The sequence below is a fragment of the Scytonema hankhaensis NUACC26 genome, from assembly GCF_045865695.1.
GTDB lineage: Bacteria > Cyanobacteriota > Cyanobacteriia > Cyanobacteriales > Nostocaceae > Scytonema.
This window is the reverse complement of record NZ_BAACAP010000240.1, coordinates 1-14,268: the sequence shown is the minus strand read 5'-3', so window position 1 is coordinate 14,268 and position 14,268 is coordinate 1. Positions and strand designations below refer to the sequence as shown.

Sequence of the window (14,268 nt, the reverse complement as noted above, 5' to 3'; positions counted from 1 at the left end):
ATTATTGGATACCACTCCAAGACTTAAGGATGGGAAAGACAAAGGTGATGGGTGCTTGTTCCTCCACAGTCACTCGTACAGAGGTAGTAGTTCCAGGAGACATCTTCATCTGCGGACCCTTTGAAGAAGACCACTTGTAGCTGCTGAAGGTGGAAGTATCCGGTTGAAGTTCGGCGATTACTTGGAGATGAGGACCTTGAGATATTAAACTTTCTACAATTTCGGGATTGCCTATCATATTAGACGCACCCTCTTTAGTAATAGGAAAGGAAGATATTTTCTTAACAGTACCCATAATCCCGCCAAAGCGTTCTCGCTTAACTGTAGAGGGTGTAATTTGCAATTTCATAGCCTTTTGAATCTTCTTGCCTTCACTAACTGGAAAAAATGCGACGCTCGCTAGTTTAGCAGATGGCTCTTGCGCCTCTATTGACCCAATACGAGTTCCTTGACTGAGAATTTGCCCAGGAGTCATAGTGATTTCCAAAATGCGTCCGGTATACTCGCTCTTTATATGGCTATTGTTGTTTAATTGCAGTTCCATCTGAGTAATATTCCGCTTCAACTCCTGAATCTGATTTTGTCGGGTAATGGAGGATTGGAAATTTTGCTCAGCCTGAATTTTTTCCTTACTATCTAATTCTTTTAACTGGGTTTTGATGTCAGCGATTTGGCTCCTGTTTTCACGGTATGACTTTTCTGCTTGAACCTGATTAATGTCTAGTTGCTTTAACTGGTCTTCAAGATCGGCAATTTTTTTGATGCCATCGAGATAAGTCTGTTGTGCTTCTAACAATGTATCTTCCGAAATCGCCCCTTCAACCTTTAGCTTTTTGCGCCTCTCGAGTCTATCTTTGAGAGTAGGAGTCAGAGCTTTAGTTTCCAAGAGGCGTTGTTGTAGGTTTTGTCGTTGCTGCTTAATAGCGCCTATGTCTTTATCTCTGATAATTGGAGTCAAGGACTGAGCTTCTAAAAGGCGCTGTTGTAGGCTTTGGCGCTGCTGTTGCATTGCTGTAATTTCTAATTTGCTGCGTTGAGTTTGAAGCGAGCTAGCATCCTGATTTTGCGCTTCTAGTTCCGCTAGCTTGGTGTGCTGTTGCAAAAGTTGCTTTTGCAGTTCTGCTTGAGAGATCGTTGCTAGCACCTGTCCCTTCCTAATGAAGTCCCCTACACGTACATTTATTGTTTGCAACTGACCTGAGGTTGATGCTTGAAACGCCATAACCTTGCTGGGATAAACAAGTACCCCCTGACCTGTAACGGTAATGGGGATACGACCCACGACACTCCAGGTAAGCCCTACTGCAACCAATGTTCCTAAAGCAGCCAAAGGTAACCACTTCTTAGGGCTAACAACTTGCATCAGTTGATCTAGCCGTTCAGGGGAAGATGAATGTTCTAACGCTTGTTTGCGAAACAGGTTATTCTGTGGATTCACCATTTGATATCATTCCAAATTGTTAATTAGTTGTTAGTGGTTATACCGTTTTTATATGAAGATGCATAGAAAAAACCTCCATCTGTGGCATCTCTCCTTACCCCCCTTAATCCCCCCTTATAAAGGGGAGAAATAGGAAATTTATTTTCCTCCCCAATGCATCGGGGAGGTTAGGAGGGGTAAAAATAATGTGCAGCTTCATATTAAATCGGTGTTAGTAGTTAGTTGTTAGTAGTTTGTGGTTAGTTGTTTGTGGCTACTAACCCCTACCCCCTAACCATTACCAAGAATTCTTTTTAACATCCAATCAAATCTGGCTCCAGCGAGTGCCACTTGAGCCAAAAAATCTGAACTCAGTTCATTTTCATATTTGAGGTTTTTATCTAGGGGCTGACCGGTGCTGTAAATAAGCCTGCCATAACCTAGCCGACTGACTATTGCCTGCTGTTTGTCTGCTAACAAGACTGCAAGCACTCGATAAAACCGGGCAGCAAAACTTACGTCATGCAACAATTTTGCTGCAAGCCTCCATCGAGGAATCGACAACACAAAAGAGTTTTCTAACGCTTTAACAGTAACAAAGGGCGGACGAGCTTCTACAAAGGGCGTTTCTCCTACTATACCGCCTCGAGATAATCTGCCGAACTCACGCTCTGGAGTTTCGCTGCTTTCCAAGCTTGAAAAGGCGCGGGCTAGGGGATTGCGCTCATCCTCAAAGACACAGAGGGTCATTTTTCCATCTAATAGGATATGGAGTGCTTCGGCAGGTCTTCCTGCATGAATAAGGACAGATCCTGCAGCGATTGTGTTTACTTGACCAGCAGCAATTAACCAATCGATGTCACTATCATGCAATTGTGCAAAAATGAACAGAATTTCTCGCAGCTGAGGTTGAGCAAGAACGAGCGTGCTATTACCTAGCTGATTAACTATCCTCTCCAATCTGTCTGCAAGCAGAATCGCGCTTGCTCGGTAGAGATGGGCAGCAAAACTAACATCTTGTTGTAGTTTTGTCGCTAATTGCTGCTGTGGAATCGACAATATCAGAGACTTTTTGAGCGCTCTAACAGCGGTAGAGGGTTGATAAGCTTCTATAAAGGGCATTTCTCCCACTATCTCACCACTTGATATCAGCGCGATTTCACGCTCTGACATTTCGCCACCTTCTAAAGCGGCAAAAGCGCGACCTAATGGATTATCGTGAGCTTGAGATATGGAAACTGTTAAAGCACCATCCAACAGGATATGTAGTGCATTGACAGGTTGACCTTGACGGATAAGAATTGTACCAGGAGGAATTTCTTCTCTGCTACCCGTCGCCAACATCCAGTCAATATCGCTATTACTAAGTTCTTTCAGTAGAACTTCTGTCATAATTTGACTCCCTTGAATTTAAGAAGAGCGGGAGAGTATTTTTGCTGATAACTTGCACCCTTTTTGATAAAGGTAGGGTGAGCAACGCTTGCCAACGTTAAAATAAGAGTCAGTAGATGTCGGCTTTGCGTTGCTCATACGTACTACACTCAACAGCGTTATTGATAGTGGTGCAATATCTAATGAATGGTAATTGCAAGTGTTTCAACATGAAAAGTTTAGCACTTATTTCTCTGAAGCTTTAGTCGTAGAAGCATCGTTTAGATCTAAGGCGATAAATTGAAAAGCAGAAGCAACCACATTCATAGACTTGAAAACTAGTGTTGAACTACTATCAGGGCTAGAATTGGATTGCTGAGAAACAAACTTATCATTTTCCTCTGTACCTCCTGCTACAACCTCTAATTCTTGCTCTGAAAGTTCTAAAGCTGCACGGGTTTCAAAAATTTCATCTGACATAATATTTCCTTTTTTTATCAATTATTACCGTTTGATAAAACAGAGGCATTTACCAAAAGGTATTTATGCTGAGGAAGTATTGAAATCTGTTAACAGTTTCTCTGACCTTTTGTTCGTCTTTTCTGGCTTGTTCGCTACTAGTGATACCACCAGTAATGTTATCTAATTCATCATCGTCTAACTCAACAATTTGTTCGGAATTAGTAGAAAAATGGTTTTGGTCTTGGAGTTCATGATTTCTAGGCATAGTATTCCTCCTAATTTAAAGTTCATGAAACTGAAAACATTATTCTGGAATTGAAGAACTCGGAACTAATTTAGAACTTTTCTCAATCCCTTTACGATTTCTATCGTAGAGGTTTCACTTAGAATAAACATCTGAAAAATGTCTTGACTTCTGCTTCAACAAAATAGATAAACCTTTTTTGACTAAAGTTAACCTTACAAGTAAATCTGCTTATGACGAAAGTAGGAGGAGAAGTGTCACAAGTGTAAAGAAAAATAACTAACAAGTAGTAGCATTCTTAATTAAGATGGAGAACGTATGTAAAATTTGCTACTAAGTCAAAAAATTGGTTTTTCTAAGGGATGGCGATCGCATCTACATTTCATCTTTTTCAAACCGCTTTTACGCAGTATAGAAAGATGACATAGGTTACTGACAGGCAAAATAATTCAATAAGAAGGGAAAATCGATTCAAAAGTTTTTGAGAGATCCCTCCAACCTTGGGTATAATCAGTAGTTGAAATAGTAGGGACGCAAGTAATTCCAATTTATCCCAGCATATGGTGTTTAAAAACCCTCTTGTCAATAGCTATTATAAATATGTCTAATTATACCACTCTAATAAATGCCATCATTCAACGAACAAAAGCTTTTGAAGATGACCTCCCAATAAAAAACAATGCTTGCCGCTCAAAGTTCTTTTTTCACCCACATCCAACTTCCAAAGTTTGCCTTTTCTTTCACGGATTTACAGCTGGTCCTTACCAGTTTGAACCAATTGGAAAAATACTATTTGACGCTGGTTATAATGTTTTAGTTCCCTTACAGCCAGGTCATGGAGTTGCAGGAAATTGGGATAGTAATAATCCCCCTCCTCTTCCTACAGAGGCAAAGGTTTATCAAGAGTTTGCACTTTATTGGTTAGAGGTTACACGAACTTTAGGGGAGCAAGTTATAGTAGGAGGACTCTCTACAGGAGGGAATTTAGCCGCTTGGTTATTCCTAGAACGTCCTCAAGAAATTAACAAAGCTATACTATTTGCGCCTTATATTAGTGGGACAAATTCACTGGTAGATTTCTTTGTAGAAGTTTTACCAATTTATTTTGAATGGTTAAATAAAGATAATCCGGGAAATTTTGGATACAAAGGATTTCGCGTTCCGGCTTTGCGGATTTTTTTAGATCTGGGTGAAGAAACGCTCGCTCGGGTGAAAAATCAACCTATTGCACCATTTTTTGCCATTGTTGCAGAAAGCGATCGCACTGTTGAGCGTCATGAATTAAAAAAATTGTTCAGAACAACACTTCAACACCAACCAAAGTCCTGGTATTTTTCCTTTGATAATTTTTTTCATATTCCTCACACCATGATGACAAAATCTGAGGGGAATCAATACCAAGATTTACTCATTACTATAGCTAAAGCTTACATTGAGAGCAATATTACTTGGTTTGAATTGATGGAAATCGGTCATCAGATACTACAAGGAAAAACTTTTGAGACTGCTGTTGAGACCCTAAATTTAACGCAACGAGTTTGTTCAGATTTGTCTGTTATGTTAGCAGTGATGAACAAGAAAATAATTATTGATAACGAATAGAGTTTATCACCATACAAACAAAACCCACCTACGTGGGTTTCTCAAAATCCTTACAATTTTGCTATAATTTTTAGTTATTGTACTTTTCAATTTTTTGGTGGATGCCAACCAGAATAAGAGTTGCCTGAGATAGAATTTTTCCAGTTTCACAAATGCGGTCACGTATATACTCAAAAAAGCTGATTTTTAGCTACTCATTCAATGCGATCGGCTTGTTAACACATGATTTAGCTATTACCGCTAGATTTGTACCAGGGTTTGGGTGGACAGACGGTTATAGTTTTTGCAACTACTCCTTTCTCGCTACAATATTACCTAACCTGCCCTGTTCTTATTCCCTTAGATAACATAATGCATCACGTCCATCGTTATAGTAATGTTGTCGGGGGTTTCAACACCAAGAACTTTAGCAATAATATCTCCCGAATATTCGATAAGAGTATCGCTTCCTTGTTGTAAAAACATAAGGTTTTGTGCATTCTCTACTCCTGAAAATGCCAGCAAATCTCTTCCTAGCTCAAAATCAGCAATGAGAGAAAAGGCATTAGGTTCCAACACAAACGTATCTTTTCCCTCTCCCCCTAAAACCACATTTCTACCACTGCCTCCTATAAGAACGTCACTGTCCATTCCTCCTACAAGAACATCTGCTCCACTACCTCCTGCAAGATAGTCTCTTCCTTCATTTCCAATAAGAACATCATCCCCTTCTTTTCCATAAAGATTATCTGCAGAAGAGTTTCCTTGAAGGATATCATTACCCTCCGTGCCTGTGTAGGTTGAAACAAAAGATTCGATAATTGCACGATCGGCTTGTACAAATCCTGCCTCTTGAGTTATGGGCAGTGAAGTTGCTTGTAATACTGAACTCACACTTTCTGATGAAAGACTTCCCCCTGCTCTCTCTAGCATCAATGCCACTACCCCTGCCACATGAGGAGCTGAAGCAGATGTACCGCTAAAAGGATTAAATGAAGTATCGGAACTAAACGTAGTTTCTACCGCATCAGGAGCAAAAACTTCAGGCTTTTCTCTAAGAACGGGTAAAGAAAGTCTAGTACCCTCTGTGTCTAAAAGAATTGGTGAACCTCCTCTACTTGTGTATGTTCTTACATCTTGAGGATTTTCTGACTCTGATGCTCCTACTGCAATTGATGTGGGAGCATTTGCCTGACCATACACGGTGCGGTTTAACAAGTTTGGATCTACATACTCGTAGGTGGTAGCACGGTCTAGTCCGTTAGCGGAACTGATCCACTTAATAGTACTTGATTCATGAGAATCAGTACCTCTCCTTGCGATCGTCAAGTAAAGAGTTTCATCTTTTTCTGGCTGGTAGAAAAGAATTTTTAGCGGCTCGTCAAGAGCAGAAAGAGAGGGAATAGTAGAGATACTTAATACATTACTTTCGCTAGGAAGCTCCGGACTGTTAAGCAAAAACATATCATACTCTGATACGTTATTGCCTATCGGTTCATCCCAACTTAGAAGGGGACGAATTATCGTGCCATCTTCTGTGACTTCTATATTCTGAAAAAGGTCTATACCTTCCCCCGGATCGAAATCATGGGCTACAAAAGTAAGATCTCCCAAAGAAAATGTATTTCCAGGACGAAATTTGCTTTCATAAGCAAGATTTCCATTATTGCCTGCAGCAGAAATAAAAGTGATTCCGTTATCTGTTGCATTTTGTACTGCCTTTGCTACCACTCCATCCTGAAAAAAGGGGGCAGGTACAGGAGTATCATCTACAATAATGTCTACGCCTTCTGCCATCAGCGCTGAAACTGCTTTGGCAAAACCATCTTCATTAACTTTAGAAGCAGTTTGTCCTTCATCTTCAAAAATTGTATGAAAAAAGATTTCTGCTCCTGGGGCAATGTCATGGATAATTTGTGCCATTGCTCTTCCCTCATCATCAGCAGAAGGAGAGGTATTAGCAAGGTCTTTTAAAAGAGTCACAGAAGCCGTCTTTCCGTAAGGATTTCCTTCCCCTGGTAAGTCGCCGCTTTTAACATCAGCTTCTAAACCAGATAAGGCATTGAAGCTTGTAGAAATAATTCCTATCTTTATACCAGTCCCATCAACATGAAAAAGCTGTCGTGCAATATCTGAACGGATTGCGCGATCGCCAACGCTTGTCACTTTTCCAGTCATAGATTCCTTAAGAATTTAATAATGAAATCAGGCAGAGAGTTATAATCCCCTCTTAGCCTTGGCGATTGGAAATCGCAGCTACACAAACGAAGTTCGCCTGCGCGAACTAAACTACAAGGGGGATAAGACGCGGATTTAGTATGAGATAGCATCAAACCTACTAACCACTGACAGCCCTAAAAGGCGTACTTAAGGTAAGTGCTTGCCAAGTAAGATGAATTAGAACATAAAATAACAAAAACTAAAGTCTAAAAGGCGTACTTAAGGTAAGTGCTTGCCAAGTAAGAGTAGAGGAAACTTTGAGTTGAGCTTTGTGTTGCAGGCGTAGGCTAGCCATACTACGACGAGCCATGCTATTACGTACTATATGATATTAACTCTAGTAATAGTTTAAACCAGAAATATTACTAGAGTTAAGTCTTCTTAACTACGCTTTTGGAGTAGATAAAGCAGCACCAACCCAACCTCCTACTGCTCCTCCACCGAGTGCGCCACCAACAGCACCAAGACCCGCAGCTCCTACTAACTTCCATCCTCTTTTGCCATCGAGAAAGGCATTTCCGCCGTTAAGAATGGCACCACCAAGAGCACCAAGACCTCCTCCAGCAATGTTATCTAGCTCGTTATCGTCTAGCTCGACAACTTGGTTAGCAGAGGTTAATTGTAGGTCTTGGTCTTGAAGTTCATGATTGTTGTACATGATGTTTCTCCTAATTGAAATTCAATAACAGTGTAAGGATGTTCTAAGAATTGTAAGACGCTATTGCGATCGCCTCTAGCGGGTACTTAGCGCCATCGCAACAACTCCTCAACCCTTCACGATTTCCATCGTAGAGATTTAATCAGAAACAAACATCTGAAAAACGTCTTGATTTCTGTTCCAACGAAGTAGCTAAATCTTCTTTGACTAAAGTTAACCTTATAAGTAAATTTGCTTATAACGAAAGTGAGGGAGATGTCAGAGTTGATAAATATACCTGCTCTGCATAAAGAAAAATAACTTCCAGAGTTAGATATGATGGATTCATAGCTTGCGTAAAGAGAGCGGTACTTAAGGATTTGTTCTAATGACAGAATACCGTTACGCGAGCTTTCTTATTTCTCAAACATCCTCTTACAAAATGCATAAAGATGTCTAATTATACCGGCTCTTGCGTACTTAGCGTGCTATTTTTATAGGAAAATTAGCTTAAAATCCTTGTCTGGATTGTATTACAGCCATTATTACCTTTATAACAGTATTCTTTTCTAAAATTGAAACTAGAAGTGTCTGTAAGCCTTGCAAATCAAGCATAATTATAAATTTTAATTAAAATTTAGCACGCTATGTACGAAAGAACCAAAATGACATAATTGACGAATTGACAGAGAACCCTGTTCAAGTAACTGGTATACTTAGCCGTGAAGAAATCTATAATCGCTAGTTATGACTGCTGTTGCATCTTTCATCGATACAAATGTTTGGTATCGTTTGTTTGAAGACCAAAAAATAGAAGCAGCAGAAAGAAACAGAAAGCGTAATATTGCTATTTCAATTACCTCAATTCAAGGAATGATAATTAGTACACAAGTTGTGAATGAGGTGTCTGCTAATCTACTGAAAAAAGCAGCCTTTAACGAAGACCAAATCAAATCTGTGATTCAGTCACTGTATCATCGCTGCACTGTGGTAGAGTTCAGCATAAATACTTTTGAATCTGCATCGGATATTCGCAGTCGATATAATTTTTCTTTTTGGGACAGTTTAATTGTGGCTTGTGCGCTGGAAGCAGATGCCAGTGTTATTTATTCTGAAGATATGCAAGATGGGTTAGTAGTAGCTAGTCAATTAAAGATTGTGAATCCATTTAAATGAAAAAAGTCCCTAATTATAAATAATCAATAAAATTAGTGGATGCGATCGCTTGTTATTAGTTTAAAGGAGGTTTTAATCCTCGTTCTACAGCTACTTTCAAAGCTTTCGCCTTACGCACCAAGCCTCGTCTGTAGATCTGCATTAATTCATCTAATTGTCTCACGTCTAACTCATTAAGTTGACCTTCCTGGTTACGTGCCAAGAGATCGCTCAAAGACTCTTGCTGTTGAGGAACCATCTGTAGATCGCACAAAGCCAAAACCTGTTCATTCGGCAATGACTCTACAGGTAAGTCGGTAATGGCACGGTCAATGAATTCTACTAATACATCTTCAAGTCGCCGATGGGTAAGGGCAGCAATTTCTTTTACATGCTGTGCTAACATCTCAGGAAGTTCTATGGTGACGATTTCAGCCATTTCTTACCAGCTTAGTTTTTTTACCTTCATTATAAACAAAAGTTTCCACGAATAGAGTACAGGTTTAAACTCACAGATCTTTAGAGTTGTTCAATACTAGCGCTACTTGGGAATACTGAATGAGAGCAATGGTTGATGGTTAGCCAATGCTAGTCAATAGCCTAATTTAGCAACTAGGAAAAAATTATGATACCAGTTACAGCAACATTTTTTCTTACCGATTGGATTGTCAAGGGATTGGCAGATGGAACTTTAGAACGAGTTGGAGGTGTAATTCGGTATGTAGCAACAAAACAAGTTGCTGCATGGTTAAGAGATTCTCAACTAAATTCTTCGCCTTCATCGAATAATTTACTAAACTTAATATTGTCTGGAGCCAATGCACTTGGTTCAGTAGCTAATGTAGCTATTACAGGTAAAGGACTTTCTGATGTCAATCAAAAACTAATTGAAGTAGAACAAGCAAGTTTAAGTAATCTTGTTGTTTCAGGAGGAAACTTATTTGCAACAGCTGTTGGTGCAGCTGTAACAGAAAAAAAATTCGCTAATGTTAATCAGAGATTGGGTGGAATTGAAAATCAGTTAGGGGCTTTAGAGCAAAGTCTACAACTTACCCAAGGTATTTTACAGGTAACTACTCCTGTAAGTATACTTAATCTTGGTGTATCGGTAATGGGTTTTGCTGTTATAGCACAGCGTCTTAAAGAATTAGAACAACGCCTACATCAAGCACAAGAACTTTTAAACAAAATTAACCGTAAAATTGACCTTGGTTATTATGCGAATTTTCGTGCAGCTCTAGATTTAGCTGTTAACGCTTTTACAATGAGCAAACCAGAAAACCGTAGAAGCAGCGCTCTACAAGCTATCAACCGCTTCTTAGAAACCGAACATATTTATACTGACTATACAGATACAGAACTTGGGCAAAAGAGCCAAATTGCTGATGAATATTTGCTAACTTTATCTTTAGCCTATCTTGCTGAAGCACGCTGCTATTTGGAATTGGAAGAACACGAAACAGCGCTTCATCGTTTCCAGGAAGGGGCAAATGTTTTGCGATCGCGGATTCAGAAATACATAGAACTTTTGTTAACTTCTAATCCGGCTGTATATCTACAACCTGAATTTAAGGGTCAAATTGATTTACGAAGATTAACTCGAATTTATCAATGGCTCGATCCAACTTTGGATGAAAATGACGTATTTGATATGCAACGTGAAAATCTGATTAAGCTAGTGCAAGACCCCAATCAATGGATAGACTCGCTACCAGCAGCAATTTTAGATCGTGTTGAAGTTAAAAGCGGTTGGTTCGGTCTAAATAAAGATAATTTGAAGCAAGAAGCTTATAAACGACTTCCTCAAATTTTGGAAGTCATAGAATCTATGGTCGAAACAAATCACCGTTTTGAGGCATATCAATTAGAAGTACAAGCGATCGCACAATTAGGAATAAGTTTTCATGAATGGCTTAAATTAACTCCCGCTACAGAAGAAAAACCAGACAGAGCCAATTTAATGTTTATCATTCCAAGCCAACCAGTAGATGTAAAACTAGCTAACTAAAACAATACAGCGATCGCGCTTTCTTCTGTTGACGCTCTTAGAGAATGTTTGAAAAGTTTACCGTTGTATTAAGATCGTAACTAGCCCCCCTTTTTAAGGGGAGCCACTGCGAAGAACGCGGGTTAAAGGAAACGTAAATTATGGAATTTTACACAGCAGTACTTAGACAAAATGCAGGTTATTGGGTAGCTTTATGCCTAGAAAATGGACTTGTGGGACAAGGCAATACTCAACAAGATGCGATCGCTAAGTTAAAAGATGCTATTGATTCTTTTGAAGCTGTTTATGAGAGCGAACAAAATATTTACAAAGCTTCTGTATCTATAGAAGAACTTCATGAATTTTTAATGATAGAGGGCAATGAGCAAAGTTCTGATTTTTATGAATTAAGAAAAGTTTATGCCTAGAAATATTCCAGCACTAAAACCACGAGAATTAATCAAAATTTTAGAAGAAGGAGGTTGTCTATTTTTAAGACAAGGGAAAGGTGACCATTGTTTGTTTACTCGTGAGATTGGAGGTCAAAGGAGAGTTGTTCCAATAGATATGGGGGCAAGAGAGATATCTCCTGCCTATGTTTTAAGAATTTTTAGGCAGTTTGGTTTTACGGATGAAGAAATTGAAAACCTTTTAAAGTAAAAGTTGCAGAGTTTCCGCCCTCCCGGAGGTTTTTAGATGAGTAGAACGGGCGAGGATACCCGTACCATAAGAGCTAATACGTCCCAATAGATGTATGTGTTACTACATACCCACAAGGATTTTTTGCCTCAGTTTACTGAGTCGTCCTGGGTTAGTTTTAAAAAAATATAAAATGTCGTCTATAATTGTATAGAAAAACACATAATTTTATAAATTAAGTAATGAAAGCATCAGAAACCACTCTTCGCAACTTATTAGAAGGAGGCAAACAATTTCAAGTACCTCTTTTTCAGAGACCATATTCATGGAAACAGGATAATTGGGAAATTTTATGGAACGATCTGATAAGTATTTATACTGATGAGGTCAAAGGTTCTTATTTTTTAGGTCCCATAGTCACGCAAGCAGAATTAGGAACAGCTGAGGGAATCACTCCATTCGTAGTTATAGACGGGCAACAACGTCTCACTACCTTAAGCATTCTTTTAGCAGTACTACGGAATCATCTTAAAAAATCTGATAAACAAATGTCAGAACAAATACATGAGTTTTACTTGATTAACAAGTATCAAAAGAATGATGATTTCTATAAAGTATTGCCTACTCAAGGCGATCGCGATGCTTATAAGAACATAATTGATGGTAAAGCAACAAAAGGGAAAACTAAAGAATTAGTGCCAGGACAAATCTATGAAGCTTATAAATTTTTTGATAAGCATCTAAAGCAACCTATCCTTGATGATGTTCTTCTTGACTTAGGCAAGTTGAAAACGATTATTTTGGAGTGTTTAGTCTTAGTTAATATTACTTCTGGTGCTGATGACAATCCCTATCTTATTTTTGAAAGCTTAAATAACAAGGGTGAAGAACTCACTCAGGCAGACTTAGTGCGTAACTATATTTTTATGAAGTTGCCACCAACAGAGCGAGATGAAGTTTATAACAATGAATGGGCTACTCTTCAAGACAGATTTAAAGCAAAGTCAGGTGATAAGCCTTATGCAGAAGAACTGACAAATGCTTTTTGGTTTTATCTCCGAAAAGATGGTGAAGCCGTTAATCAAAAAGAAGTTTATAGAGGTGTTAAAAAACGATTCGATAAGTTGAAAAATGAAGAGAGCGTAAAAGCAGAACTACGAAATATCATAAAGTTTGCCGATTACTATAAGCGGCTAAATTTTGAAGAGGAAGAGACCAATACCAAGCTAAGACATTGGTTCCAGAGATTGAAAAGATTAAATTTTACAACTTGTCATATATTTCTTCTAAATATTTATTATGAATATGAGGAAAACCGATTATCAATTGACGAATTTGAAGCAATTTTACGATATTTAGAATCCTATTTTGTCCGGCGTTTGTTTGCGGGAGTTTCTACAAAAAGTTTAGGGACAGTTTTTAATAACTTGTATAGAGAAGTAGAACAAGAAAATTCTACTAATCTCGTTGATGGCTTATGTAAAGTTTTAAAGAAATATGATAAGAGTAAAGTTTGGCCTGACGATGATGCCTTTCGTAAAGGAGTTATTGAGAATAGTTTATATACTAAAAGCTTGAGCGATCGCGCCAAGCTTATTCTAGAAAGTTTAGAGGCATCTCTTACTAAGGAGAAGGTCGCTCCAAGTGAGTTAACAATCGAACACGTTATGCCCCAAACATTAACGAAAGAATGGAAAACTATGTTAGGGACAAACCACGCTTCTATTCATAAAAAGTGGCTACACACCACGGGTAATCTCACATTAACAGGATATAACTCTGAACTGTCTAACAAACCTTTTGAAGAAAAGTTAGTTCTCTTGAGCAACAGTAATGTAACCTTGAATCAATATTTTCAAAAATCAAAAGTTGATACATGGAATGAAGAGGCAATCAAAAATCGTGCTAACTATTTAGCAGACATAGCTATTAAAGTTTGGCCTAGATAAAGAAAATTATGAGCTGTAGAGTCCGTCATAATATTATATTAAAGTGACAGTACCAGGATGGTTTGAGCAGTTGCATTTGTTTCTCCCACAGAGGTTATGTTCGATGAATCCAACGAAAATTGAAAAAGATTTTGATTGCCTTGAATTTAAACAGCAAGCCCAAGAAGAAATTTCAGAAGACATTAAAAGCCTCATTCCTAAAGAACAGATCAAATATTTGCGTCAAAAGGCAGAATCTAGTTCTCTTGGTGAATGGTGGAAGTCTATTAAGAACAGATTGCATTAATGAATTTTTGCAAAAAATGACGTTTCATGAGGTAAGAACGGGCATCCCTGCCCGTTCCACAAGACAGAAAGAGAAAAAATGGTGTGGTTCTAAATGTTAAAAACTGGTGTAATTAACCAATCTTAAACACCGACTCAACAGTTGACTTAATAGAATCTCGTGCATCCTTTAAAGTCTGAGCTATGGGATGTTTTGTTTGCAAAAAGACTCGCGCACAATTGCGTCCCGGCATTCCCGAAATGGAACCACCTGGATGAGTTCCCGCACCCGTAAGGAACAAATTTTCAATTGGTGTTTTGTAGTTGGCTATTTCTGGT

General features: G+C 38.6%; 14 protein-coding genes and 1 pseudogene. 7 read left to right on the top strand and 8 right to left on the bottom strand.

Annotation, left to right across the window (positions count from 1 at the left end):
• Position 1: 1 nt before the first annotated feature.
• The 4 genes from ACKTT2_RS40035 to ACKTT2_RS40020 all read right to left on the bottom strand — a co-directional run bounded on the left by ACKTT2_RS40035 (position 2) and on the right by ACKTT2_RS40020 (position 3,518).
• Entirely contained in the window at positions 2-1,441 is a 1,440-nt protein-coding gene (locus tag ACKTT2_RS40035) for an NHLP bacteriocin system secretion protein (RefSeq protein WP_407896958.1), read from the bottom strand.
• A gap of 270 nt (positions 1,442-1,711) precedes the next feature.
• A complete protein-coding gene (locus ACKTT2_RS40030; protein ID WP_407896956.1) occupies positions 1,712-2,812 on the bottom strand; it encodes a cyclic nucleotide-binding domain-containing protein in 1,101 nt (366 codons plus the stop codon).
• Positions 2,813-3,037: 225 nt separating this feature from the next.
• Positions 3,038-3,271, bottom strand: a complete 234-nt coding sequence (locus ACKTT2_RS40025; protein WP_407896954.1) for a CTB family bacteriocin — start codon at positions 3,269-3,271, stop codon at positions 3,038-3,040.
• A gap of 49 nt (positions 3,272-3,320) precedes the next feature.
• On the bottom strand, positions 3,321-3,518 hold the full coding sequence (locus tag ACKTT2_RS40020; protein WP_407896952.1) for a bacteriocin: 198 nt from the start codon (positions 3,516-3,518) through the stop codon (positions 3,321-3,323).
• Between the two features lie 579 nt (positions 3,519-4,097).
• Here ACKTT2_RS40020 and ACKTT2_RS40015 point away from each other — a divergent pair.
• Entirely contained in the window at positions 4,098-5,099 is a 1,002-nt protein-coding gene (locus ACKTT2_RS40015; RefSeq protein WP_407896950.1) for an alpha/beta hydrolase, read from the top strand.
• Between the two features lie 339 nt (positions 5,100-5,438).
• On the opposite strand, the gene ACKTT2_RS40010 is transcribed toward ACKTT2_RS40015, so the two are convergent.
• Both ACKTT2_RS40010 and ACKTT2_RS40005 read right to left on the bottom strand, forming a co-directional pair.
• Positions 5,439-7,256: a S8 family serine peptidase gene (locus ACKTT2_RS40010; protein ID WP_407896948.1), complete on the bottom strand. Its 1,818-nt coding sequence runs from the start codon at positions 7,254-7,256 to the stop codon at positions 5,439-5,441.
• A gap of 427 nt (positions 7,257-7,683) precedes the next feature.
• A complete protein-coding gene (locus tag ACKTT2_RS40005) occupies positions 7,684-7,956 on the bottom strand; it encodes a hypothetical protein (protein ID WP_407896946.1) in 273 nt (90 codons plus the stop codon).
• Positions 7,957-8,682: 726 nt separating this feature from the next.
• Between ACKTT2_RS40005 and ACKTT2_RS40000 the strand changes: the two genes are divergently transcribed.
• Positions 8,683-9,111 (top strand): PIN domain-containing protein, encoded by a 429-nt coding sequence (locus ACKTT2_RS40000; RefSeq protein WP_407896944.1) that lies wholly within the window; start codon positions 8,683-8,685, stop codon positions 9,109-9,111.
• 55 nt (positions 9,112-9,166) lie between these two features.
• On the opposite strand, the gene ACKTT2_RS39995 is transcribed toward ACKTT2_RS40000, so the two are convergent.
• A complete protein-coding gene (locus ACKTT2_RS39995) occupies positions 9,167-9,529 on the bottom strand; it encodes a hypothetical protein (RefSeq protein WP_407896942.1) in 363 nt (120 codons plus the stop codon).
• 186 nt (positions 9,530-9,715) lie between these two features.
• On the opposite strand from ACKTT2_RS39995, the gene ACKTT2_RS39990 reads away from it, so the two are divergent.
• The 5 genes from ACKTT2_RS39990 to ACKTT2_RS39970 all read left to right on the top strand — a co-directional run bounded on the left by ACKTT2_RS39990 (position 9,716) and on the right by ACKTT2_RS39970 (position 13,951).
• Positions 9,716-11,098 (top strand): hypothetical protein, encoded by a 1,383-nt coding sequence (locus ACKTT2_RS39990; protein ID WP_407896940.1) that lies wholly within the window; start codon positions 9,716-9,718, stop codon positions 11,096-11,098.
• A gap of 140 nt (positions 11,099-11,238) precedes the next feature.
• Positions 11,239-11,505, top strand: coding sequence for a type II toxin-antitoxin system HicB family antitoxin (locus ACKTT2_RS39985; protein ID WP_407896938.1), 267 nt, complete (start codon positions 11,239-11,241; stop codon positions 11,503-11,505).
• The gene (locus tag ACKTT2_RS39980) at positions 11,498-11,737 is read left to right on the top strand and encodes a type II toxin-antitoxin system HicA family toxin (protein WP_407896936.1); all 240 of its coding nucleotides are present in this window, start codon (positions 11,498-11,500) and stop codon (positions 11,735-11,737) included. Before ACKTT2_RS39985 ends, ACKTT2_RS39980 begins: the two co-directional genes overlap by 8 nt.
• A gap of 221 nt (positions 11,738-11,958) precedes the next feature.
• A complete protein-coding gene (locus ACKTT2_RS39975; protein ID WP_407896934.1) occupies positions 11,959-13,665 on the top strand; it encodes a DUF262 domain-containing protein in 1,707 nt (568 codons plus the stop codon).
• 103 nt (positions 13,666-13,768) lie between these two features.
• On the top strand, positions 13,769-13,951 hold the full coding sequence (locus ACKTT2_RS39970; protein WP_407896932.1) for a hypothetical protein: 183 nt from the start codon (positions 13,769-13,771) through the stop codon (positions 13,949-13,951).
• Between the two features lie 112 nt (positions 13,952-14,063).
• On the opposite strand, the pseudogene ACKTT2_RS39965 reads toward ACKTT2_RS39970, so the two are convergent.
• Positions 14,064-14,268, bottom strand: a pseudogene (locus ACKTT2_RS39965) (NAD(P)/FAD-dependent oxidoreductase); the annotation flags it as partial.